18 protein-coding genes are annotated in these 22,584 nt (G+C 73.3%); 14 read left to right on the forward strand and 4 right to left on the reverse strand.

Annotated elements, in window-relative coordinates; genetic code table 11:
- Positions 1-18 precede the first annotated feature (18 nt).
- Positions 19-1,251, forward strand: coding sequence for a DUF4032 domain-containing protein (locus tag ACIBL4_RS36410; RefSeq protein WP_356927325.1), 1,233 nt, complete (start codon positions 19-21; stop codon positions 1,249-1,251).
- A gap of 13 nt (positions 1,252-1,264) precedes the next feature.
- Here ACIBL4_RS36410 and ACIBL4_RS36415 read toward each other — a convergent pair whose 3' ends face one another.
- Positions 1,265-2,146, reverse strand: coding sequence for a universal stress protein (locus tag ACIBL4_RS36415; protein WP_399416085.1), 882 nt, complete (start codon positions 2,144-2,146; stop codon positions 1,265-1,267).
- 211 nt (positions 2,147-2,357) lie between these two features.
- Here ACIBL4_RS36415 and ACIBL4_RS36420 point away from each other — a divergent pair, with 211 nt between their 5' ends.
- From ACIBL4_RS36420 to ACIBL4_RS36435, 4 genes are read left to right on the forward strand one after another with little or no spacing between them, the layout of a single operon-like run.
- Entirely contained in the window at positions 2,358-4,034 is a 1,677-nt protein-coding gene (locus ACIBL4_RS36420) for an FAD-dependent oxidoreductase (protein WP_399416086.1), read from the forward strand.
- Entirely contained in the window at positions 4,031-5,476 is a 1,446-nt protein-coding gene (locus ACIBL4_RS36425; RefSeq protein WP_399416088.1) for an ATP-binding protein, read from the forward strand. Before ACIBL4_RS36420 ends, ACIBL4_RS36425 begins: the two co-directional genes overlap by 4 nt.
- Positions 5,473-5,835, forward strand: coding sequence for a UBP-type zinc finger domain-containing protein (locus tag ACIBL4_RS36430; RefSeq protein WP_399416089.1), 363 nt, complete (start codon positions 5,473-5,475; stop codon positions 5,833-5,835). Before ACIBL4_RS36425 ends, ACIBL4_RS36430 begins: the two co-directional genes overlap by 4 nt.
- Before the next feature lie 60 nt (positions 5,836-5,895).
- Positions 5,896-8,814, forward strand: a complete 2,919-nt coding sequence (locus ACIBL4_RS36435) for an AAA family ATPase (protein WP_399416090.1) — start codon at positions 5,896-5,898, stop codon at positions 8,812-8,814.
- A 70-nt stretch (positions 8,815-8,884) separates the two neighbouring features.
- Here ACIBL4_RS36435 and ACIBL4_RS36440 read toward each other — a convergent pair whose 3' ends face one another.
- Positions 8,885-10,129 (reverse strand): SGNH/GDSL hydrolase family protein, encoded by a 1,245-nt coding sequence (locus tag ACIBL4_RS36440; protein WP_399416091.1) that lies wholly within the window; start codon positions 10,127-10,129, stop codon positions 8,885-8,887.
- Positions 10,130-10,879: 750 nt separating this feature from the next.
- Between ACIBL4_RS36440 and ACIBL4_RS36445 the strand changes: the two genes are divergently transcribed.
- The 5 genes from ACIBL4_RS36445 to ACIBL4_RS36465 all read left to right on the forward strand — a co-directional run bounded on the left by ACIBL4_RS36445 (position 10,880) and on the right by ACIBL4_RS36465 (position 17,427).
- Positions 10,880-12,322 carry a CAP domain-containing protein gene (locus ACIBL4_RS36445; protein WP_399416092.1) on the forward strand — a complete coding sequence of 481 codons (1,443 nt, stop codon included), beginning with the start codon at positions 10,880-10,882 and terminating at the stop codon, positions 12,320-12,322.
- A 78-nt stretch (positions 12,323-12,400) separates the two neighbouring features.
- A complete protein-coding gene (locus ACIBL4_RS36450; protein ID WP_399416093.1) occupies positions 12,401-13,078 on the forward strand; it encodes an AIM24 family protein in 678 nt (225 codons plus the stop codon).
- A gap of 171 nt (positions 13,079-13,249) precedes the next feature.
- The gene (locus ACIBL4_RS36455) at positions 13,250-14,317 is read left to right on the forward strand and encodes a tetratricopeptide repeat protein (protein WP_399416095.1); all 1,068 of its coding nucleotides are present in this window, start codon (positions 13,250-13,252) and stop codon (positions 14,315-14,317) included.
- Positions 14,314-15,405, forward strand: a complete 1,092-nt coding sequence (locus ACIBL4_RS36460) for a polyprenyl synthetase family protein (protein WP_399416096.1) — start codon at positions 14,314-14,316, stop codon at positions 15,403-15,405. The genes ACIBL4_RS36455 and ACIBL4_RS36460 overlap by 4 nt, the downstream gene beginning before the upstream one ends.
- Before the next feature lie 351 nt (positions 15,406-15,756).
- On the forward strand, positions 15,757-17,427 hold the full coding sequence (locus tag ACIBL4_RS36465) for a serine/threonine protein kinase (protein ID WP_399416097.1): 1,671 nt from the start codon (positions 15,757-15,759) through the stop codon (positions 17,425-17,427).
- Here the strand turns inward: ACIBL4_RS36465 and ACIBL4_RS36470 are convergent.
- Positions 17,419-18,855: a serine hydrolase domain-containing protein gene (locus ACIBL4_RS36470; protein ID WP_399416098.1), complete on the reverse strand. Its 1,437-nt coding sequence runs from the start codon at positions 18,853-18,855 to the stop codon at positions 17,419-17,421. The genes ACIBL4_RS36465 and ACIBL4_RS36470 overlap by 9 nt on opposite strands.
- 72 nt (positions 18,856-18,927) lie before the next feature.
- On the opposite strand from ACIBL4_RS36470, the gene ACIBL4_RS36475 reads away from it, so the two are divergent.
- The 3 genes from ACIBL4_RS36475 to ACIBL4_RS36485 all read left to right on the forward strand — a co-directional run bounded on the left by ACIBL4_RS36475 (position 18,928) and on the right by ACIBL4_RS36485 (position 21,518).
- Positions 18,928-19,899 (forward strand): LLM class F420-dependent oxidoreductase, encoded by a 972-nt coding sequence (locus ACIBL4_RS36475; RefSeq protein WP_399416099.1) that lies wholly within the window; start codon positions 18,928-18,930, stop codon positions 19,897-19,899.
- A 104-nt stretch (positions 19,900-20,003) separates the two neighbouring features.
- Positions 20,004-21,026: a hypothetical protein gene (locus ACIBL4_RS36480; protein ID WP_399416182.1), complete on the forward strand. Its 1,023-nt coding sequence runs from the start codon at positions 20,004-20,006 to the stop codon at positions 21,024-21,026.
- Positions 21,027-21,092: 66 nt separating this feature from the next.
- A complete protein-coding gene (locus tag ACIBL4_RS36485) occupies positions 21,093-21,518 on the forward strand; it encodes an SsgA family sporulation/cell division regulator (protein ID WP_399416100.1) in 426 nt (141 codons plus the stop codon).
- 65 nt (positions 21,519-21,583) lie between these two features.
- On the opposite strand, the gene ACIBL4_RS36490 is transcribed toward ACIBL4_RS36485, so the two are convergent.
- Positions 21,584-22,009: a DUF6328 family protein gene (locus tag ACIBL4_RS36490; RefSeq protein WP_399416183.1), complete on the reverse strand. Its 426-nt coding sequence runs from the start codon at positions 22,007-22,009 to the stop codon at positions 21,584-21,586.
- 219 nt (positions 22,010-22,228) lie between these two features.
- Between ACIBL4_RS36490 and ACIBL4_RS36495 the strand changes: the two genes are divergently transcribed.
- The gene (locus ACIBL4_RS36495) at positions 22,229-22,576 is read left to right on the forward strand and encodes a hypothetical protein (RefSeq protein ID WP_399416101.1); all 348 of its coding nucleotides are present in this window, start codon (positions 22,229-22,231) and stop codon (positions 22,574-22,576) included.
- Positions 22,577-22,584: the final 8 nt, after the last annotated feature.

Below are 22,584 nucleotides of genomic sequence, written 5' to 3' on the forward strand. Positions count from 1 at the left end.
GACAAGGACACCCGGCGCATGGCACTTCAGATCAGCGCGACCAACCCGGAGCATCCCGCGCTTCTGCTGGAACTGCCGTGGGACCTGCCCCTGGAGGAATGGCCGGAGGAGTACCTCGTGCCGCTGCCGCGCGGCATCTCCCGGCACGTGGTGCGCTACTCCCGGGCGGGCGACGAGGTGATCGCCGTCAAGGAGCTGGCCGAGCGGCCCGCGCAGCGCGAGTACGGGCTGTTGCGCGACCTGGACCGGCTCGGCATCCCGGCGGTGGACCCGCTGGCCGTGGTCACCGGCCGCACCGACGCCGACGGCGCCCCGCTGGAGAGCGTGCTGATCACCCGGCACCTGGGCGGTTCGATGCCGTACCGCTCGATGTTCGAGACGACCATGCGCCCGGCCACCATGCACCGGCTGATGGACGCGCTCGCCGTGCTGCTGGTGCGGCTGCACCTGGCCGGGTTCGCCTGGGGCGACTGCTCGCTGTCCAACACCCTCTTCCGGCGGGACGCGGGCGCCTACGCCGCGTATCTGGTGGACGCCGAGACCGGTGACCTGCATCCGCAGCTCAGCTCGGGGCAGCGCGAGTACGACCTGGACCTCGCCCGTGTGAACATCAGCGGGGAGCTGCTGGACCTGGAGGCGTCCGGGGCGCTGCACCCCTCGGTCGACCCGATCGAGTTCGGCATGGAGATCTGTGCCCGCTACCGCGGCCTGTGGGACGAACTGACCCGCACCTCCGTCTACCCGGCCGGCAAGCACCACTACATAGAGCGCCGGATCCGCCGTCTGAACGACCTCGGCTTCGACGTCGCCGAGATGCAGATCGAGCACGCCTCGAACGGCGACACGGTCACCTTCGTCCCCAAGGTCGTCGACGCGGGCCACCACCAGCGCCAGCTGCTGCGCCTGACCGGGCTCGACGCCGAGGAGAACCAGGCCCGGCGGCTGCTCAACGACCTGGAGAGCTGGATGGCGACCCAGGACGACTACGCCCCGGGCGATCCCCTGGGTGCCCGCCCGGAGGTGCTGGCCCACCGCTGGGTGCGGGAGGTGTTCCGGCCCACCGTGCGGGCGGTGCCGCCCGAACTGCGCGGTTCCATGGACCCGGCGGAGATCTACCACCAGCTCCTCGAACACCGCTGGTACCTGTCCGAGCGGGCCCAGCACGACATCGGCATCGAGACGGCGGTCGAGGACTACATCAAGAACATCCTCCCCAAGGCCCGCAAGACGCTCCAGCCGACGGCGGAATGAGCCGCACCCGCGCTCACGCGTGCGGGACCACGGCGACCGGGCAGTCCGCGTGGTGCAGCACCCCGTGCGCCACCGAGCCGATCCGGGCGCCGACGGCCGTACGGTGGGCCCGCCGGCCGACGACCATCAGCTGGGCCGTCCCCGCCACCGACAGCAGCACCTGCCCGGCGCTGCCCATCTCCACGTGCTCCTCCACCGGCACGTCGGGGAAACGCTCCCGCCACGGCCGGACCGCGGCGGCCAGTGCCTTCTTCTCGTACGGCTCCAGTCCCCCGGCCTCGTCGAGGAGCTTCAGCGAGCCGGGGCTGTAGGCGAAGACGGGCGGCAGGGTCCAGGCCCTTACGACCCGCACGGTCGCCCCGCGTACGGCCGCCGTCTCGAACGCGAACCGCATCAGGTCGGCGCTGTCCTCCTCGTCGCCCTGCTGGCCCACGACGATCTCCCGCCCGGCGGCCTCGGCCGAGGGCTGGTCACCGGCCCGGACGAGCACGACGGGCCGGGTGGTCTCGGCGATGACCTGCTGGCCGACCGAGCCGAGCAGGAAGCCGACGATCGGCCCGTGCCCGCGCGAGCCGAGCACCAGCAGCTCGGCTTCGGCTGCCGCGGCGACCAGGGTGTCGACGACCGGGCCCTCCACGACGTCGGTGGTCACCTCCAGCTCCGGATGCCGTTCGGAGACGGTCCCGACGGCTTCGGTCACCGCGCTGTGCACCCACTCCGCCTGGCTGTCCGCGTCGCCGGTGATCCCCGCTTCGAGGGCCTCGTGCGGCTGGAACCGCCAGGCGTGCACCACCCGCAGCGGCCGCTCGCGCCGCACCGCCTCGCGGGCCGCCCAGGCCAGCGCGGCCAGGCTCTCCTGCGATCCGTCGACGCCTGCCGCGATCGGACGTGTCATGCAGCTGCCTCCATAGGGTCAAAGTCCTTGCGTGCCGCCCAGTCTTCACCACCCTGCCCCCATGTCCCCGGAGCGGGGCGCGTGCTGCGGGTTCGTCGGAGTCGATCTCCGTATCGGAGCGCGGCGCGGCGATCGAACATACGATGGGCGGAGGTCGGCGCGGTGCCCCGGGGCGCCGTGCCGTGAGTCGACCGCCCGGTGTGGGGGACGTATGGCACAGGCCGCCGATGCGGCGCGGACCGTCATCATGACCGTGGACGACGATCCGGGGGTCTCCCGGGCCGTGGCCAGGGATCTGCGGCGGCGGTACGGCGCGTCGTACCGGATCGTGCGCGCGGAGTCCGGCGAGTCCGCGCTCGACGCGCTGCGGGAGCTGAAGCTGCGCGGCGATCTCGTGGCGGTGATCCTGGCCGACTACCGGATGCCGCAGATGAACGGCATCGAGTTCCTCGAACAGGCCCTGGACGTCTACCCGGGCGCCCGGCGGGTGCTGCTGACGGCGTACGCGGACACGAACGCGGCGATCGACGCGATCAACGTCGTCGACCTCGACCACTACCTGCTCAAGCCGTGGGACCCGCCCGAGGAGAAGCTCTACCCGGTCCTGGACGATCTGCTGCAGGCATGGCGGACGAGCGACTTCCGGCCCGTGCCCAGCACGAAGGTCGTCGGGCACCGCTGGTCGGCGCGCTCCTCGGACGTGCGTGAGTTCCTGGCCCGCAACCAGGTGCCGTACCGCTGGTACTCCTCCGACGAACCGGAGGGGCGGCGGCTGCTGGCCGCGGCCGGTGCGGACGGGATGCGGCTGCCGGTGGTGATCACGCCGGACGGGACGCCGCTGATCGAGCCGGAGGCCGTCGACCTCGCGGCCCAGGTCGGGCTGGCCACGACCCCGACGGCCGACTTCTACGACCTGGTCGTCATCGGCGGCGGCCCGGCCGGGCTCGGCGCGGCGGTCTACGGCGCCTCCGAAGGGCTGCGGACCGTGCTGGTGGAGCGGTCGGCGACCGGCGGGCAGGCGGGCCAGAGCTCCCGGATCGAGAACTACCTCGGCTTCCCCGACGGCGTGTCGGGGGCCCAGCTCACCGACCGGGCCCGGCGGCAGGCGGCGAAGTTCGGCGCCGAGATCCTCACCGCGCGCGAGGTGACGGCGCTGGAGGTCAACGGCGCCGCCCGGATCGTACGGTTCTCGGACGGCTCGGCGGTCGCCGCGCACAGCGTGATCCTGGCGACCGGCGTGTCCTACCGGCAGTTGTCGGCGCCCGGCTGTGAGGACCTGACCGGGTGCGGGGTGTTCTACGGGTCGGCCCTGACGGAAGCCCCCTCCTGCCAGGGACAGGACGTGTACATCGTCGGCGGCGCCAACTCCGCCGGGCAGGCGGCGATGTACCTGGCGCGGGGCGCGAAGTCGGTGACGCTGCTGGTGCGCGGCGAGTCGCTGACGGCGTCGATGTCGCACTACCTGATCCAGCAGATCGAGGAGTCCCCCAACATCCAGGTGCGCGCCCGCACGGTCGTCGAGGAAGCGCACGGCGACGGCCGCCTGGAGCGGCTGACCCTGCGGGACGTGGACACAGGAGAGACCGAACGGGTCGACGCGCAGTGGGTGTTCGTGTTCATCGGCGCGGCCCCGCTGACCGACTGGCTGGACGGCACGGTGCTGCGGGACGAGCGCGGGTTCATCCTCGCCGGGCCCGACCTGACCGCCGACGGCCGCCCGCCGGAGGGCTGGGAGCTGGACCGGCCGCCGTACCACCTGGAGACCAGTGTGCCCGGCGTGTTCGTGGCGGGCGACGCCCGCTCCGAGTCCGCCAAGCGGGTCGCGTCCGCCGTCGGAGAGGGAGCCATGGCCGTGATGCTCGTCCACCGTTATCTGGAGCAGTCGTGAGCGGGCAGTCCGCGCCGTGCAGCCCGCAGGAGATCGGCTCGCTGTTCCTGTTCGAGAAGCTCACGCCCGAGCAGCTGGGGCGGTTGTGCAGCGAGGGGCGGGTGGAGCAGTTCGAGCCCGGACCCGTCTACACCGAGGGAGACCCCGCCACCTGCTTCTACGTGCTGCTGGAGGGCACGGTCGTGCTGTACCGCCGGGTCGGCGGTGACGACGTGGAGGTGACGCGGACCTCTCAGCGCGGGGTGTACGCGGGGTCCATGCAGGCGTATCTGGGCGACCGGGTGCCGCAGGTCTACAACAACTCCATGCGCGTCACCGAGCCGACGCGGTTCTTCGTGCTGCCTGCCGACACGTTCGCGGGCATCATGCAGGACTGGTTCCCGATGGCGGTGCATCTGCTGGAGGGGCTCTTCTTCGGTAGTAAGAACACCCAGCGGGCCATCGGGCAGCGCGAACGGCTGCTGGCGCTCGGCTCGTTGTCCGCCGGCCTCACCCACGAGCTCAACAACCCCGCGGCGGCGGCCGTACGGGCGACCGCCACGCTGCGGGAGCGGGTGGGCAAGATGCGGCACAAGCTGGCGATCATCGCGCAGGGCTCGTACTCCCCCGAGGTCATGGCGAACCTCATCGACCTCCAGGAACGCACCGCCGAACGCGTCGCCAAGGCCCCCACGCTGAGTCCGCTGGAGGCCTCCGACCGGGAGGACGCGCTGACCGACTGGCTCGACGACCACGGCATCCCGGACGGCTGGCGGATCGCGCCCACCTTCGTCCAGGCCGGTCTCGACGAGGACTGGCTGGACCAGGTCGCGGCGGCGGTGGCCGAGGAGATCCTGCCGAGCGCGATCGGGTGGCTCAACTACACGGTCGAGACCGAGCTGCTGATGGACGAGATCAACGACTCGACCACGCGCATCTCGCATCTCGTCGACGCGGCCAAGCAGTACTCCCAGCTGGACCGGGCGCCCTTCCAGAACGCCGACGTCCACGAACTGCTCGACAGCACGCTGCTGATGCTGTCGGGCAAGATCGGCCGGCAGATCAAGGTCGTCAAGGAGTACGACCGGACGCTGCCGAGGATCCCGGCGTACCCGGCGGAACTCAACCAGGTGTGGACGAACCTGGTCGACAACGCGGTCTCGGCGATGAACAGCGCGGGCGGGGAAGGGACGCTGACCGTGCGGACGGCCCGGGACCACGACCGGCTGCTGGTGGAGTTCCGCGACACGGGCGTCGGCATCCCGGCGGAGGACCGGGGGCGGATCTTCGATCCGTTCTTCACGACGAAGCCGGTGGGTGAGGGGACCGGGCTCGGACTCGACATCTCCTGGCGGATCGTGGTCAACAAGCATCACGGGACGATCCAGGTGGAGTCGGAGCCGGGGGACACGCGGTTCCAGGTGCTGCTTCCGCTGACAGCGGTCGAGGAGGAGTCGGCATGAGTGGTGAGAGCGGGATCGACGGGATCGACCCGGGTGCCGCGCCGAGCGGCAGCGGGTGCGCGGAGTGCGAGGCGGCCGGCGGGTGGTGGTTCCATCTCCGGCGGTGTGCGCAGTGCGGGCACGTGGGGTGCTGCGACAGTTCGCCCGCGCAGCACGCGACGGCTCATTTCAGGGAGTCGGGGCATCCGCTGGTGCAGAGCTTCGAGCCGGGTGAGGGCTGGTACTGGGACTACTCGACGAACGAGTTGTACGAGTCCGGGCCGGAGCTGGCCGGGCCGGTGAGTCATCCTGTGGATCAGCCGGTGCCGGGGCCTGCGGGGCGGGTGCCGGCGGATTGGGCGAGGGTTTTGCGGGCCTAGGAGCTCAGTTCCCCGCGCCCCCAAGAGAAGAAGGTTGGTTCTGTGCCGCAGGCTTCATACATGACGCCGGTTGTCGGGCGGGGATCCGAACTTGCCTGGCTGACCGGCGTGCTGGAGCGAGCCCGGCGTGGGGAGGCTCGTGCGGTACTGGTCGCCGGGGATGCCGGGGTCGGTAAGACACGGCTGCTGGACGAGGTCGGGGGACGGGCCGCCGCTTCAGGCATGACCGTGGTCACCGGGCACTGCGTGGATCTCGGTGATGTGGGGCTGCCGTATCTGCCGTTCACCGAGATCCTGGGCGTGCTCGCCGCCGACGAACGGTTCTCGGCTGCCCTGGCCGCTCATCCGGTCGTCGAGCGGCTGCTGGGGGCCGGGACCGATTCCGCTCGGGACGTCGACGGGCGGTTGCGGCTGTTCGAGGGGATGGCGGGGCTGCTGGCCGATGTGGCGGACGCCGCGCCGTTGCTGCTCGTGCTGGAGGACCTGCACTGGGCCGACCAGTCGTCGCGGGATCTGCTGCGGTTCCTGCTCGCCCGGGGCGTTCTGCGGCACCGGCTCGCGGTGTTCGCCTCGTACCGGGCGGACGACCTGCACCGGCGCCACCCGCTGCGGCCGCTGCTGGCCGAGCTGATACGGCTGCCCTCCGTGGAGCGGCTGGAGCTGCGGCCGCTGGGCGATTCGGATGTGGCCAGGCTGGTGCGGCAGCTCGAACGGCGTCCGCTGGCGGAGGCCACGGTGCGGCGGATCGTGGAGCGCGCCGAGGGGAACGCCTTCTACGCGGAGGAGTTGCTCGCGGCGACGGACACGGAGTCCGGCGGGGTGCCCAGCGGGCTGGCCGAGGTGCTGCTGATCCGCTTCGAACAGCTGTCCGACACCGCGCAGCAGGTGCTGCGGACCGCGGCCGTCGCCGGGCGCCGCGTGGAGCACGAGCTGCTGCGGCAGGCGGTCGGGCTGCCCGAGGAGGAGCTGGAGTCGGCGCTGCGGGAGGCGGTGGGGCGGCAGTTGCTCGTCGCCGGGGACGACGACACGTACTCCTTCCGGCACGCCCTCGCCCGTGAGGCCGTCTACGCCGATCTGCTCCCCGGGGAGCGGGCGCGGCTGCACGGCGCGTTCGCCCGGCTGCTCGCCGCGCAGGGCCCGGCCGCGGAGAGCGCCGCCGAGCGGGCCCACCACTACCGGGAGAGCCACGACCTCGCCGAGGCGCTGGCCGCCTCCCTGGAGGCCGCCGATCACGCCCAGCGGGTCGGGGCGCCCGCCGAGGAGCACCGGCACCTGGAAGCGGCCCTCGACCTGTGGCCGGCGGTGAGTGCCGAGGCGCGGCCCAAGGGCGGGGGCGTCGACCGGGTGACGCTGACATTGCGGGCCTCGGCGGCGGCCGCGCACGCCGGGGAACTGCACCGGGCGGTCTCCCTCACGCGGTCCGCGCTGGCGGAGCTCGGCCAGGACGCCGACTCCGAGCTGGCCGCCCGGGTCCGTTACACCCTCGCCGGGAACCTGCTGAGCGTGGACAGCCTGACGGCGGCGTTCGCGTACAGCAGCGAGGCCCTGCAGATGATCCCCGAGGATCCTCCGTCGCGTACGTGGCTGTGGGCGGCGGCCACCCATGCCCTGGCCGCGCGCCACGTCGGGGAGAACGAGACCGCGCTGCGGGTCGCCCGGCGGGCCCTGCGCGTGGCCGAGGAGCTGCGGGTGACGGATGCCCAGGCGGACCTGCTGATCTCCCTGGCCGTCTTCGACGGAGACGGGCGGCGCGGCCCCGAGGGCCGGGAGCGGCTGCTGAAGGCCCGGGAGCTGGCGCGGAGTTCGGGCAACGCGGCCGTGGAGCTGCGTGCCCTGTTCAACCTGGCCATGGGCTATTACGAGTCGGGGGCACTCGCGGAGTGCGTGCCCTGGCTGACGGAGGGCCTGGACCGGGCGCGGCGCGCCGGTCTGCTGTCGTCCCCGTATCCGCTGGAGATGCGGTACCTGCGGCTGGTGGTGCTGCAGGTGCTGGGCCGCTGGGACGAGTGTGTGCGGGCGGCGGCGGCCGATGCCGAGGTGCTCCCGGCCGCCGGCGGGTACACGGTCGGTCCCGCGCTGTACGTCGCCCTGGCTCGGGGCGACATGACGGCCGCCGACCGGGCGCGTGCCCTGCTGGAGGGGCCCTTCGACTGGATGGCCACCCTGGTCGCGGGCATCGTGCTCACCGACGCCGCGGCGCTGCGCCGCGATCCCGAGGACGCGGTGCGGTGGACCCGGTCCACGGTCGCGGCCCTCACCGACGAGGCGGGCGACCGCCCGGACGTCACGGTCCGGCTCGCCGCCCTGGCGCTGTCCGCGGTGGCCGACGCGGCCGCCGAGCTGCGGTCGGCCGGTGACGAGGCCGGGGCCCGGCGCTGGGCGGACATCGCGGCCGAACTGGTGGAACTGGCGCGGCCCACCGCGGCCCGCGGCCAGAACGGCACCCCGCAGGGGCCCGAGGGGCAGGCGTGGCTGGCCCGCGCGGAGGCGGAGTGGCTGCGGGCCGTCTCGGGGCCGGACGCCTCCGCCTGGTCGGCGGTGGTGACGGCGTTCGGCTACGGCGACGTCTACGAGCAGGCGCGCTGCCGGCTGCGGTACGCCGAGGCCCTGCTGGCGGCGGGGCGTCGTGAGGAGGCGGCGGCCGAGGCCGACGAGGTCCGTAGGACAGCCGATCGCCTCGGCGCCACGCCGCTGCGGGAGCGGGTGGAGGCCCTGGCCCGGCGCGGGCGCCTGGCGGACACGCCGGACGGCGAGGAGCGCGCCGGTGTGCTCACCGCACGCGAGCGGGAGGTGCTGCGGCTGCTCGCGCTCGGCCGGAGCAACCGGCAGATCGGCGAGGAGCTGTTCATCAGCGGCAAGACGGCGAGCGTCCACGTCTCCAACATCCTCGCAAAGCTGGGCGCGTCGAGCCGCGGCGAGGCGGTGGCGGTCGCCTACCGGGAGGGGCTGATCACCCCGGAGCCGTCGGCGTCCGGCTGACCGGCCGGCCTTCGGTGCGGGCCGCAGGCGGGGGCGGCCCCCGGTGAGGTGGCTGTATCCCTGACCCGGGCTACCGGCTCGGGCAGTCGAGGCTCTCCGGATCGACGGCGTCGGCCATCGCCCGCATCCCCTTGTCGTTGGGGTGCAGGTGGTCGCCGCCGTCGAAGGCGGGGCGGATCCGCTCGGGGTCGTCGGGGCTACGCAGGACGCGGTCGAAGTCGGTGACCGCGTCGAACGCGCCGCTGGTGCGGAGGAAGGCGTTGACCTTCCGGCGCACGGCTTCCCCGGCGGGGTCCCATTCCCGCCAGCCCTTGTAGGGAGCGATCGTGGCGGCGACGACGCATTTCCCGGCCGCATGCACCCGGCTTGCCAGCACGCGGTACCCGGCGATGAGTTCCTCCGCCGTGGCGCCGGGCTCGGCCTTGATGTCGTTGACGCCCTCGAAGAGGAACACCGTGCGCAGGCCCGGCAGTGCGAGCACATCGCGTGACAGGCGGTTTAGCGCGCTCTGTCCGGGGCCGTCGGCGAGCACCTTGTTGCCGGCGATACCCGCGTTGGCCACTGCCTTGACGGTCGTCGTGGGGGACGCGCGCAGCCGGCGGGCGAGGTAGTCGGGCCAGCGGCGGTTGAGGTCGGTCGTGGAATGCCAGCCGTCGGTGATCGAGTCGCCGAGGGCGGCCACGGCACCCGCCGCGGGGCCGGGCCGCACGGTGACGGCGTCGAGGTAGAACCAGGAGCCGGTCCGTTGCGCCCAGTGGGCGCCGCTCTCCTCCGCGGTGTGGTCGCCGTCGGTGGTGTACGACGTCTGCATCGCCAGCCAGTGCCCGGTGAGCACCCGTCCCGCCCGGGGCACGTAGAGGCTGACGGCGAGATTGCTCGCGGCGGGGACGCGGACGGGCAGCGGGTCGCTGTAGACGATGCCGCCGGCGGGGGCCGTGACGGAGCGGGCGCCGCCGAAGGTCAGGGGCCGGTTGCTGCCGGGGACGAGTGCGGCTCCGTCGCGCTGGAGCCCGGCGTGGACGCTGCCGAACGTCACCGGCCGGTTCCCGAAGGCGTTGGACAGCCGCACCCTCAGGCCGGTGCCGCCGACGCTGGTGTGCACGACCAGCCGGTAGCCGCGGCCGTCGACCGCCGCGCCGACGCGGTCGGCGGAGGAGGCCCAGGTGACCACGTCGTTCCGGCCGCCGGCCGGGGCGCCGGCCGGCGGGGACGGTTCCTCTCCTTGGGGTGTCCCGCCGGAACCGCAGCCCAGTGCGACGCACAAGGGGAGGGCGGCCGCGGCGGCGCGGCCGCGGGGGCGTGCGGTGCGGGGCATCGTGGGCGCTCCTTCGTCCGGTGTGCAGGGTCGGGCGGTGTCAGGGGCGAGTTCCCGCAGCGTCGCGGAGCCACCGGGAGCGAGCCCGGCACTCCGTGCCGCCCCGGCGTACGCCACGGTAGTGGTGCGGGCCTCCGACACGGTGCGGGGGTGCCGACGCGTGCGTCGGTCCGGGAGTCGCCGACTGGTCTTCGAGATGGCCGCGGTCGGACACCGGCTTCAGGGGCGTGAGCGGACACCGGCCTCGCGGGGCCGGGTTGGCACGGGCCTCACGACCGCCGATTCGCACCGGCTTCACGGCCGTGGGCAGACACCAGCCTCACGGCCCGGGTCGGCGCCGGCTTCACGACCGTGGGTGGGCGCCGGCCTCACGGCCGGGGACTGGCACCGGCTTCACGACCGCGGGCAGACACCGGCCTCGCGGGGCCGGGTTGGCACGGGCCTCACGACCGCCGATTCGCACCGGCTTCACGGCCGCGGGCAGACACCAGCCTCACGGCCCGGGTCGGCGTCAGCTTCACGACCGTGAGTGGGCGCCGGCCTCGTGACCGCGGACAGACACCGGCCTCACGACCCCGGGTTGGCACCGGCTTCACGACCGCGGGCAGACACCAGCCGCACGACCGTGCGCGGACGCCGGCTTCACCGCCGTGGGCCAGGGCTGAAGGGGGAACCCTCGTGCCGCCACGACCGTTGTCGGGGCACGGCGTTCTCGCGGGAGGCCGGGACGACGAGGAGCAGGGGGGCGTGATGAACGAGTTGGTCCCCGGTGGCAATCTGCCGCTTCCGGGCGGGGCGGTGACCGTCCGGGTGCCCGGCCCGTTCGACGTGTCCGCGCTCGTCACGGACGACGGCGGAAAGGTGCGGGGGGACGGCGACTTCGTCTTCTACAACCAGCCGGCCGCGCCGGGAGCGGCGCTGCGGGGCGACGCGCTCACCGTGGACCCGGCGGGACTGCGTGCCGGCGCCACCCGGGTCACCGTCGCCGTCAGCCCCGCCGAGCCCGGAACCGCCCTCGGCCGCCTGCCCTCCCCCACACTGCACGTCACCGACGCGGCGGGCCGCCCGCTCGCCCGGTTCACCCCGCCGCACCCCCGGCAGGAGACGGTCCTGCTGCTCGCGGAGCTCTACCGGCGCGGCGACCGCTGGAAGCTGCGCGCCCTGGGCCAGGGGTACGCCGACGGACTGGCGGGACTCGCCCGGGACTTCGGCGTCGACGTCGTGGACGACCCGCCCGCACCCGTGCCGGGCTCGGCGGGGACCGGCGGGCCGGGCGCCGCGCGGCCGGGCCGGTTCGACGCCCGGGATCGGCGAGCAGCCCACGCACCCGTCCCCGGGCCGACGGCGGTCCCGGCCGCGCGGCGCCCGGCCGGGAGCGGGCCCCCCGGTCCTCCGGCCGCCGCACGGCACGTCCCCGACCCGGACGGCTTCGCCGCCCAGGTCAACTCCGCCCGCGCCGCGGCCGGTTCACCACCGGTCTCACTCGACCCCCGGCTCGTGGCCGCGGCGCGGGCCCACGCCGCGGCCATGGCCGCGTCCGGACGACTCGGCGTCGAGAGCCGGGACGGCGTGTCGGTCTACCAGCGGGCCGTCGGCGCCGGGTACACGTACCTCACCGTCGGCGAGCACCTGGTGTCCGGCCCGCGCACCACAGCCGAGTTCGTCTCGTACTGCCTGCGCGCGGACGGGCCCCGCCGCACACTGCACGACCCGGCGTTCACCCACACCGGCGTGGCCCACGTCCACGACGGACCCACCGGCGACACCTACTGGACCGCGCTGTGGGCCAGGCCGCTCACGCCGGAGGGGCTGGCAGGCGCGGCGGCGGCCGTCACCGACCTCACCAACCGCGAGCGCGCCCGCGCCGGACTCCCGCCCCTGGCCGCCGATCCCCTGCTCACAGCCGCCGCCCAGGCGCACAGCGCCGACATGGTGGCCCGCGACTTCTACTCACACACCGCGCCCGGCGGCAGCCGGCCCTGGGACCGGGCCGCCGCCGCGGGCTCCACCCGGCGTTCCATCGGCGAGAACATAGCCTGCGGCCAGCGTTCCCCCGCCGAGGTGGTGGAGGGCTGGATGAACAGCCCCGGCCACCGGGCCAACATCCTCAAGCCCGGCTTCACGCACCTCGGCGTCGGTTTCGCGGGCGGCGGCCGCGCGGGCACGTACTGGACGCAGCTCTTCGGCGGCTGACACCGCGCCCCCGCGCGCCCTGCCCGTCACTCGCCCCCGATCTTGGCGGAGGGGAACGCTCCGGGCGAGGATGCGGGTATGAAGGGTGACCTCTTTTCCAGCAGGCACATGGCGCAGCCGGCCGTCGCACCGGGTATGACGGTTGAGAACGCCAAGTGCCTCCGCTACACGGTGAACGGCGAGATGCTCGCCCGCCAGGGCGCGATGATCGCCTACCGCGGCAACCTCCAGTTCGAGCGCAAGGGCCAGGGCGTGGGCGGCATGCTCAAGCGCGCGGTCACCGGGGAGGGACTTCCGCTGATGGCCGTGCGCGGGCAGGGTGAGGCCTGGTTCGCCCACGAAGCGCAGAACTGCTTCATCGTCGACGTCGAACCCGGCGACGAGTTCACGGTCAACGGCCGCAACGTCCTGTGCTTCGACGCCACGTTGTCCTACCGCATCGCGACCGTGAAAGGCGCCGGCATCACCGGCGGCGGCCTCTTCAACAGCGTCTTCACCGGGCACGGCAGGCTGGGGCTGATCTGCGAGGGCAACCCGCTGGTCATCCCGGTCTCGCCGCAGTATCCGGTGTACGTCGACACCGACGCGATCGTCGGCTGGACGGCGGGTCTCCAGACCACGCTGCACCGCTCCCAGTCCATCGGCTCGATGCTGCGCGGCGGCTCCGGCGAGGCCGTCCAACTGGTGCTCCAGGGCGAGGGACACGTCGTGGTGCGGCCGAGCGAGGCGACTCCACAGAAGGCCGGCCAGCACTGAGATCCCCACAGTGATCTGCGCCTCACAGGCAACCCCGTCCGTACGGTCGACGTCTTGATCCACAACAGGTGATGCCCTGGCCCTGGTGGCCAGGGCAGGTTTCCACCCTTCTATACACGCCATGTATACGCTCTGTGTATAGATGGTGCGTGTACGGACCGAAAGGCATCGATGTACGGCAAGGCATTCGCCCCGGAGTACCAGGGCGCGCTCACCACCCTGTCCGTCAACTCCTCCCTGACCGACGTCCTGGCCGCCGGTACCGAGCAGTTGAGGGCGGCCGAGCGCGCCGGGAAACCCGGGGAGGCGGCGCGTTCCGGACTCGCGGTGGCCGAGGCGCACCGCCGGCTGGGCCGGGTCGAGGACGCGGACCGGGCGTGGAAGGCGAGTTACCGCGCCGCGCGTCAGGCCGAAGACGTGGCGGCGATGGCCTGGGCGCTGTGGAGCGGCGGCACACTGGCCCGGCAGCGCGGGGCGCTCCGGCTGGCCCGCCGGCTGCTCCAGCTCGCGGCGGACCTCGGCGAACGGGGCGGGGACATCGTCGTACGCGGCTACTCGCTGGCGGGCTTGGCCGAGACCGGCCGCATCCAGGGTGACTACGAGGCCGTCGGCCGGCTGCACGAGCAGTTGCTCGCCGAGGCCCGGCGGCGCGGGGAGGCGCGGCACACGGTGTGGGCGCTGGAGGGCATCGCGCAGATGCACCGCAATACCGGGGACTACGACACCGCCTACGCCCTGTTCGAGGAGTCCGCGGAGATCGCCGCGCGCGCCGACGACCGGCGCGGTCACGCCTGGGCGTTGCGCGGTCTGGCCGACGTGGTGTCGGTGCGTGACGGGGACACCGAGCGGGCGCTGGAGCTGCTGGGCGAGGCGGAGGCGACGTGCCGCGACATGCGGCTGTCCAGCGCGCTGGCCTACAACCACAAGATGCGCGGCAACGTCCTGTACCGGGCCGGGCGTTACGCCGAGGCGCGCGCCCTGTACGAGCAGGCCCTGGCGGAGTTCCGCGAGATGAGCGAGCCGCGCGGGGAGGCGCTGTCCCGGCTGGGCCTCGCCAAGTCCCTGGCCCGGCTGGGCCGTGACCGCGCCGAGACGGCGGCCGAACTGGCCGAGCTGGCCGGCACGCTGGAGCGGATCGGCCTCCAGCACGCCCGCAGGATGGTGGCGCGCGCATATGACGAACTCGGCATACCGGACACCGGGGTCGTCGAGGCGAGGATGGCGGAGGTGACACGGTGACGGTGTCCTCCACGGCGGTAGGGACGGCACGGCAGGACACTGTCCCGCACGGCGAACGGCAGCACGACGTGCCGAGTCCCAGCCTCTCGGCCGAACCCCACCGGATCCTCCACCGTTGCCGCACCCTCGTGCGCCCCGCCCTCGCCGAAGCCGTCGGCCGGCTGCACCCCTGGGTCGGCGAGATGGCCGCGTACTCCTTCGGCTGGTGCGAGGTGGGCGGCGCCCCGGCCGCCGCCCCGGGCGGCAAGGGCGTACGGCAGGCGTTCGCCGTGCTCGGCGCCGAGGCGGCCGGTGCGTCCGGGCGGGACGGGGTGGCCGCGGCCGTCGCGGTGGAGCTGGTGCACGCCTTCTCCCTGCTGCACGACGACATCATGGACGGCGACGCGGACCGGCGACGCCGCCCGGCCGTGTGGAAGGCCTACGGCACGGGCCCCGCGGTCCTCGCGGGCGACGCCCTGTTCGCGCTCGCCGTCGAGACCCTCGCCGCGCAGCCGGGCGGAGCCGCGGCCGTGCGGACGCTGTCCGTCGCGCTGGGCGACCTGGTGCGCGGGCAGGCGGACGACCTGCTGTTCGCCGACCGTCCCTGGACGGGGCCGGAGCGGGTGCGGCCGGACGAGTACCGGGCCATGGCGGAGCACAAGACGGGCTCGCTGCTGGGCTGCGCGGCGGCGCTGGGCGCCGTGCTGGGCGGCGCCGCCCCAGAGACGGCCGCCGCGCTCGACCGGGCCGGCCGGCACCTCGGGATCGCCTTTCAGATCGTCGACGACGTGCTGGGCATCTGGGGCGATCCCCGGGGCACCGGCAAACCCGTCCACGGCGACCTGCGGGAACGGAAGAAGACCCTCCCGGTGCTGGTGGCGCTCGATTCCCCGCACGGCGGCCGGCTCGCCGCGCTCCTGGAGACGGGCGACGATCCCGGTGCTGCGGCGGAGCTGATCGAGCGGGCGGGCGGCCGTGCGGCGGCCATGGCGGAGGCCCGGCGCCATGTCACCACCGTCGAGTCGGCGCTCACCGGGGTGCCGCTGGAGGCGAGGGCCCTCGGTGAACTGCGGTCCCTGCTCGGTTTCCTGGTGCGGCGCGACGTCTGAGCCGACCGCTCCCTGATAATCCGTCGCCGAATTCATCGGAGGAGTGTCGAGTTCGGCCGTTGGACACCTTCGCATTTACCACCGGTTACCAGCAGGCCAGGCGGGGATTCGGGAATCCGCGGGCCGCGCAGGCCAATTCTCCGCACCCGGGGCACCACCCTCGACGGCCCGGGGCGGCCGAGGTGAGCCGCTCCCGAGCCCTCGAAAGACCGTTTTCTCTCGCACACTTGATCCCCTCTCTTGAATAAAAGACAAGAATGAACGCGGAGTTGCGATCCAGTTGAACGCAGCACGGCTCATCCCCCGTACTTCTGGAAAAGGTGAGAGCCAGGTTTCCAGCGAGGGATGGCCATGGGCAGGGCGCACGTCTCCACACACCAGTTGGTCGGCGGCCGGTACCGGCTGCTCGAGATCATCCAGCGCGAGACCAACCGCATCTGCTGGTACGCCGAGGACCTCGGTGCCGGCGAGGTCTCCCGTCCGTGTCTCGTCACGCAGATCGGGCTCCCGGACGACGCGTACGTGACCGAACGCCGGGCCGCCGGCCGCCTGCTGCGCACGTCCGAACGCATGGCCCTGCTGTGCCCCGGCCGGATCGCCACGGTGGTCGACGCCGTCGAGGAGGCCGGCACCCTGTGGACCGTCACCGAGTGGATCGACGGCAGCCCGCTCGGCGAACTCCTCTCGGAGCAGGGCACGTTCAACTACGTGCGGGCCGCCCGTATCGGCCTGGAACTGCTCGACGTGCTGGACGCCGCACACGCCGAGGGCGTCACGCACGGCGAGCTCAGTCCCGGCCAGGTGTTCGTACGCGAGGACCAGTCGGTCGTCGTCACCGGCTACGGCCTGGTCGGCGCGACCCTCGCGCCCCGGCTCACGGCCCCCGCGTTCGCCTCCTCGGAACAGGCCCGGGACCAGCACATCGGGCCGGCGGCCGATCTGTGGGCGCTCGGCGCGATCCTCTACTCGATGGTCGAGGGCCGCCCGCCCTTCCGGGACCGGGGCCGGCCGGAGAACACCCTGAAGGGCGTGGACCGGCTGCCGCTGCGGACGCCGGTGCGCGCCGGGCCGCTCACCCAGGTCGTGCAGGGGCTGCTCCGCAAGGACGCGCGGGAGCGGCTGACCCGCCCGGTGGTCCGGGAGGCGCTGACCCGTGCGCTCAGCGAGGACCCGGAGGCGGTCATGGGGTCGGTGCCCGTGCCGCGGCTGCGCGGCGCGTACGCCGCGATGCGGCCGGGGGGCCCGGCCTGGAGCAGACGGACCATGGTCGCCGGGACCACCCTGGCCGTGATCACCGTCGCGGTCGCCGTGCTCGCCGCGACCCAGGGCCTGCCCGGCAGCGACACCGGCAGTGACGCGGCGGAGTCCCCGGCCCGGCCACCGGCCTCCGCCGCCCCGCCGGGCGAGGGCACCGGCGGCAGCGTCCCCGAACCGTCCGGGCCCCCCGGCCGGACCGGCACCCCCTCCCCCACGCCCTCTCCGTCGTCCCCCGACCCCAAGCCCACACCCACACCGACTCCTCCCACGCCGACGCCGTCCGCCCCCGCCACGGCCCTGCCGCCCGGTTTCCACACCTACCGCGCGCCAGAGGGCTTCTCCGTCGCGCTCCCCGCGGGCTGGGAGCCGCTGGACACCGATCGCCAGGGCGATCTGCGGTACCGAGTGACCTTCGGTGCCGACGGTGACGACCGCACGCTGGCCGTCACCTACAGCGAACGCGTGGGCCCGGACCCCGTGGCCGTGTGGCGCGACGAAGTCGAACCCAACCTGGAGCGGTCCGGCGCCTACCAGCGGATCGGCGAGATCCGCGCCACGACGTACCAGGGGCGCGCGGCCGCCGACATGGAGTGGACGGCGGACGTCGACGGCACCCGGGTGCACACCTTCGGCCGGGGCTTCCTGCTGGGCGAGGGCCGGAGCTTCTCGCTGCGCTGGACGACCCCGGACACCGACTGGGAGGACGAGGCGAACCAGCAGGCGCTGCGGACCTTCCTGAAGACGTTCCGGCCGGGCTCAGACTGAGCGGCGCGGAGCGCGCAGGGAGGTGAGCGGGCCCGGGCGGAGCGGCTCGGTGCGCCAGCTCGCGGTGAGCGTGCGGTCCGCGATCGTGCAGGTCAGCGCCAGGCGGTGCGGGGTCTCCAGGAACGCGACCTCCACGGTCAGCGTGCCCGCGTCCGTCCAGCCGCCGCTCACCGCGGTCGGCAGCGGCTCCTCCGCCACCGTCCAGCTCTCCCCTCCGATCCGCAGGTCCAGCCGGTGCTCGCCCTCGGTGAGCCGGAGCGTCCAGCCGTCCGCGTCCGGCACGAGCCGGGCCGACCGAGCGGGGCCGTCCTTTTCGGTGGAGGACGTGAACTCGGCGGCCGCCCAGGTCTCCGCCCGTTCCGGCGGCGCCGGCCTGCCCGGGGCGGGAGGCAGCGCGAGCCCGGCGAGGCGCTCGCGCAGGGCCTCGTCGGCGCTCTCGCGGCCGGGCAGCGGCTCGGAACGGAAGGCGGGCAGCAGATGCCGCCAGACCAGGTTCAGGACGTCCTGCATCCGTTCGGTCGCCGCGGTCATGGCGATCACCGCGTCCTGCTCGGGGAGCACCAGGCAGAACTGGCCGTACGCGCCGTCGCCCCGGTAGCCGTGCCGGGACATCCAGAACTGGTATCCGTAACCCCGGTCCCAGTCCTGCCAGTCCTCGTCTCCCATGGCTCCGGCGGTGGGTATGTGCGGGCGCGTGGCCCGGGCCACCCATCCTTCGGACAGCAGCCGCTCGCCCTCCCAGACCCCGTCGCGCAGGTACAGCTCGCCGAGCCGGGCGATGGCGTCGGTGGTGGCGTGCAGACCGCTGAAGCCGATCTCGCGGCCGGCCCGGTCCCGCTGCCAGGACACCTCGCCGATGCCGAGCGGATCGAGCAGCCGGGGGCGCAGATAGTCGGTGAGCGGCTGGCCGGTCACCCGCTGGACGATCGCGGCGAGGGTGTAGGTGGCGGGCTGGTTGTAGGCGAAGACGGTGCCCGGGTCGCGGTCCGGCGGCAGCAGCAGGAACCCGCGCACGGGCTCCGCCCTGTCCAGCCGGTAGACCTCGTCGACGGTCTCCCGCTCGTGGCCGCTCGACATGGACGCCACGTGCCGGACGAGCATGGCCCGGCTGCGCGGGTCGGTGATCTCGGCTTCCAGCTCGGGGAAGTAGGAGATCACGGGCGCGTCGAAGTCGAGCAGCCCCTCGGCCTCGGCCAAGGCGGCGGCGGTCCCGGTGAAGCTCTTGCTGAGGGAGTACAGCAGGTGGGGGCGGCCGGGGGTGTACGGCGCCCACCAGCCGGAGGCGACCAGCCGGCCGTGCCGCATGATCATCAGACTGTGCGGCTCGAGCTCCGGGTCCGCTTCGAGGGCGTCGAGGAAGGCGTGGACACCGGACGCGTCGACGCCCTGGGCGGCGGGGCTGTCCGCGGGCAGGGAGGAGGCACTCATGGGGGCATCCTGCCCCGCCGGCCGACCTTGATCGAGCAGTTTTCACGCCTGGTGTCAGGGGACTCGGCGGTTATGGTGCAAATCGGATACACGATGATGACCGAGCAGGCCGGCCCCCGAGAGCTCGTCGACCACGTGGTGCGGGCCGAGGAGGCGGGCTTTGACTTCTCGGTGACCTCCGACCACTACTTCCCGTGGTTGCGCTCGCAGGGGCACTCGCCCTACGCGTGGGCGGTGCTCGGCGCGGCCGCCCAGGCCACGTCACGTATCCCGCTGATGACGTACGTGACCTGCCCGACGTTCCGCTACCACCCTGCGGTGGTGGCGCAGAAGGCGGCGACGGTCCAGTTGCTGTCCGAGGGCCGGTTCCGGCTGGGCCTCGGCTCCGGCGAGAACCTCAACGAGCACGTGGTGGGCGGCGGCTGGCCGTCCGTCGACGTACGGCACGAGATGTTCGAGGAGGCCGTGGAGATCATCCGCGCCCTCTTCAAGGGCGGTCACGTCAACCACCGCGGCACGCACTTCGACGTGGAGTCGGCCCGGCTGTGGGATCTGCCGGACGAGGCGCCGCCCATCGGCATCGCCGTCTCCGGGGAGCAGTCGTGCGAACTCGCGGGCCGGCTGGCTGATCTGGTGATCGCCACGGAGCCCAAGGCGGGGCTGCTGGAGGCATTCGACCGGCACGGCGGCGAGGGCAAGCCCCGCGTGGGCCAGCTGCCGGTCTGCTACGACCCCGACCGGGACACGGCGATCAAGCGGGCGCACTCCCAGTTCCGCTGGTTCGGCAGCGGCTGGAAGGTCAACTCGGAGCTGCCGCACCCGGATTCCTTCGAGGCGGCGACCCAGTTCGTCACGCCCGACGACGTCGCCGACTCCATCCCGTGCGGCGACGACCCGGACGCGTTCGTCGAGGCCGTCCGCCCGTACGCGGAGGCCGGCTTCACCGAGATCGCCCTGGTCCAGATCGGTGGCGATTCCCAGCCGGCGTATCTGGACTGGTCGGAGAAGATCCTGCTCCCGGCCCTGCGCGACGCGTTCGGCTGACGTCCGCCCCCTTCCGGGCCGGCCCGGGCCACGGGCACGTATAGGCTGCCGACCTGCACATACTCAACCGGCCAGCCTATTCAGGAGAGTCGTCCGTGACCCTGGTGATCACCCAGCCCGAAACCTCCCCTGCGCCCGTCTCCGAGCCGATCGCGCGGGACGCGCGGGAGTTCGGGGCGTACGCCCGGACCGGAGGGTGGTCCTTCGGGCTGAAGGTGGCGCGCAGCGTGCGGCCCGGCGGGCAGGGCCCGGACGAGACGCCGAAGGTGTCGGCGAAGGAGTTCGCGAAGCTCGCCGGGTGCTCCCCGGAGCGGGTCATGCGCTACTACAAGGCGTGGGACCGGGCGGCCGACGACGGGCTGGTCCCGCACTTCGAGGCGCTGACGCCGGGTCAGGAGGTGGAACTGCCGGACGCCGACGTGTGGCTGAGCTACTACGTCTCCCGCTCCGGCGCCACGTCCGAGCGCGGCACCGCCATCGCCGAGGCCGCCGAGGCGGAGGGCATCCGGCCCACGAAGGCGCTGGAGGTCGCGGAGAACCCCACCGCGCTGCGCGCCGCGATCCTCGCCGACCCCGCCACCGCCCGTGCGGCCCGCCAGGCCCTGCTGGACCGGGTCCGGGAGGACCCCGAACTGCAGTCGGAGCTGGCCCGTGACGTCGTGCGCACCGACGAGCTGAAGAAGGCCGTCGCGGGCGAGAGCAGGGCGGCCGACCGGATCGGATACGTGCGCCAGATCGCCGAGTCGGGGCAGATCAAGACGCCTGCCGGGCAGACCGTGGACGCGCCGGCCGATCTCCGTCAGGAGGCCGAGCGGCACCTGTCGCTCATCGACGAGCTGGACGAGGGCGAGGACGCCGGCGAGTGGGCAGCCGAGGCGTACGACACCATGAAGTCCCTCGTCGTCGAGACCGTCGAGACGGACCCGGGGCTCCGGGTGCGGGAGCGGCGCACGAAGTTCTACAGCAGCCTGCAGAAGGCGACCAAGGTCTTCGAGGAGCTGACCTTCGACGACGCCGGGGAGTTCTACGAGGACGACATGGTCGAGCGCCTGGAGGAGCTCCAGCGGGCCGTGGCCGTGTGCATCGAGTCGCTGCGCGGTGCCCGGGGGAATCACCCGGAGGGCTGAGCATCTTGTGCGTGAGGGGGGTACTAGAGGGCTCTACGTCGGTTGGTTCTTCCCGGAGGCCCTTTCGTGAACTCCTTCGTGCACAAGACGCTGGTGGTGCAGCTCCAGGCGGGTGACACGGACCGTTTCTCCGTGCTCGCCCACCTGAGCTACGACGCCGCGGACCCGTTCGCCGTCACCGTCGTCTTCAGCCACGACGGCCGTGTCCTCGCCCGCTGGCAGCTCGACCGCGAGATGCTCGGCGAGGGGCTGCGGCGCCCGGTCGGGGTCGGGGACGTGCGGATGCGCCCCGAGTCGCACGGCATGTGGCAGGAGCTGCGCATGGAGTTCCTCGGAGACGCCCGCCCCGACGGCGGCCGGCACCACGCGGTGGTGTTCGCGTGGGCCCCGGCGTTCGCGGCGTTCCTGCGGGAGACCCACGAGATGGTCCCGCCGGGCCGCGAGGAGGTCCGCGTCGACGACTTCCTCGCGGACGTCATCGCCGGGGGCTGATCCGGGAGTTCCCGCTGACGAAACAGCGGTGTCGTCCGCCGCCGGGCGGGCGCCGCCGCGGGCCGTCACCTCGACGTATGGCGGTGCCGGGTCCACAGAGGCAGGGCGAACCAGCACAGCAGGTACCAGCCGACGACGCCGGCGACGAGGAAGGGCACGAAGCCGTCGTGCGTCGCCACACGCAGGATCAGCAGCAGTGACGCGGTCGTCGTGGCGAGCAGCAGCACGAGGCCGAGCAGGGTGAGCCGGGAGGCCAGCCGCACCGCCTGGGGCTTGACGCGCCGCCCGGAGACCAGGCGGTGCAGGGACACCGGTCCGATGAGGGCCCCCGTCGCGCACGCGCCGAGGACGACCGTCACGAGGTAGATCATCTGGTCCGTGTCGGTCAGGTCGTCGTACTTCTCGGTGAACACCACGGTGAGCAGAAAGCCGAACAGGATCTGCACGCCCATCTGTGCCACGCGGACCTCCTGGATGAGCTCCTGCCACATCCGGTCCGCTCTCTCCTCCTCCGTCTCGTTGCGTCCCCGGCGCCTGGGCGCGCCGTCTGCCGTGTCCGCCACTGTGACTCCCCGGTGTGAGACGTGGGTGCTTGTCCCATGCGGGTTCCCCGTAAACGGCCGTCGTCCCCGCCCGCACGGCGGTTTGAGCGATCAGCGGGGGGTTACACGGACGGCGACTGACGCACAGCCCGAGGAGGTCGTGGACGCATGTCCGGTACGCAGCTCACCGTCACGCTCAGCGGCGGGGGCGCCGACGACGCACGAGCGGTCGTCCGGGCCCTGCAAGGCACGTTCGGGGCGCCGGACGAGCTGCCCGCCGACGAGAACGCGACGGTACACATGGCGACCTTCGACGGCGGCACGGACACGCGTCCGGCCAGTGACGCCGGCGCGGGGCCCGAGCGCCTGTCCGCCCCGGTGACCGTCACCGTGCAGGGCGCCCCGGAGGCGGTGCGGCGGGCGAGCGACACCCTCACCCGGGCCTTCACGGCCCGCGACGACGGTGCCGCCTCCGGCGACCAGGAGCAGGAGAGGCAGCTGCTCCTGGTGCCGTGAGGGGCGCG

This window comes from Streptomyces sp. NPDC050416, assembly GCF_044458845.1.
In the GTDB taxonomy this organism is placed as follows: domain Bacteria; phylum Actinomycetota; class Actinomycetes; order Streptomycetales; family Streptomycetaceae; genus Streptomyces.

Coding starts and splice junctions, on each gene's coding strand:
- ACIBL4_RS36410 (WP_356927325.1), top strand. CDS start 19: ATGGCACTTCAGATCAGCGCGACCAACCCGGAGCATCCCGCGCTTCTG.
- ACIBL4_RS36415 (WP_399416085.1), bottom strand. CDS start 2,146: ATGACACGTCCGATCGCGGCAGGCGTCGACGGATCGCAGGAGAGCCTG.
- ACIBL4_RS36420 (WP_399416086.1), top strand. CDS start 2,358: ATGGCACAGGCCGCCGATGCGGCGCGGACCGTCATCATGACCGTGGAC.
- ACIBL4_RS36430 (WP_399416089.1), top strand. CDS start 5,473: ATGAGTGGTGAGAGCGGGATCGACGGGATCGACCCGGGTGCCGCGCCG.
- ACIBL4_RS36435 (WP_399416090.1), top strand. CDS start 5,896: ATGACGCCGGTTGTCGGGCGGGGATCCGAACTTGCCTGGCTGACCGGC.
- ACIBL4_RS36440 (WP_399416091.1), bottom strand. CDS start 10,129: ATGCCCCGCACCGCACGCCCCCGCGGCCGCGCCGCCGCGGCCGCCCTC.
- ACIBL4_RS36445 (WP_399416092.1), top strand. CDS start 10,880: ATGAACGAGTTGGTCCCCGGTGGCAATCTGCCGCTTCCGGGCGGGGCG.
- ACIBL4_RS36450 (WP_399416093.1), top strand. CDS start 12,401: ATGAAGGGTGACCTCTTTTCCAGCAGGCACATGGCGCAGCCGGCCGTC.
- ACIBL4_RS36455 (WP_399416095.1), top strand. CDS start 13,250: ATGTACGGCAAGGCATTCGCCCCGGAGTACCAGGGCGCGCTCACCACC.
- ACIBL4_RS36465 (WP_399416097.1), top strand. CDS start 15,757: ATGGGCAGGGCGCACGTCTCCACACACCAGTTGGTCGGCGGCCGGTAC.
- ACIBL4_RS36470 (WP_399416098.1), bottom strand. CDS start 18,855: ATGAGTGCCTCCTCCCTGCCCGCGGACAGCCCCGCCGCCCAGGGCGTC.
- ACIBL4_RS36475 (WP_399416099.1), top strand. CDS start 18,928: ATGGTGCAAATCGGATACACGATGATGACCGAGCAGGCCGGCCCCCGA.
- ACIBL4_RS36490 (WP_399416183.1), bottom strand. CDS start 22,009: ATGTGGCAGGAGCTCATCCAGGAGGTCCGCGTGGCACAGATGGGCGTG.
- ACIBL4_RS36495 (WP_399416101.1), top strand. CDS start 22,229: ATGTCCGGTACGCAGCTCACCGTCACGCTCAGCGGCGGGGGCGCCGAC.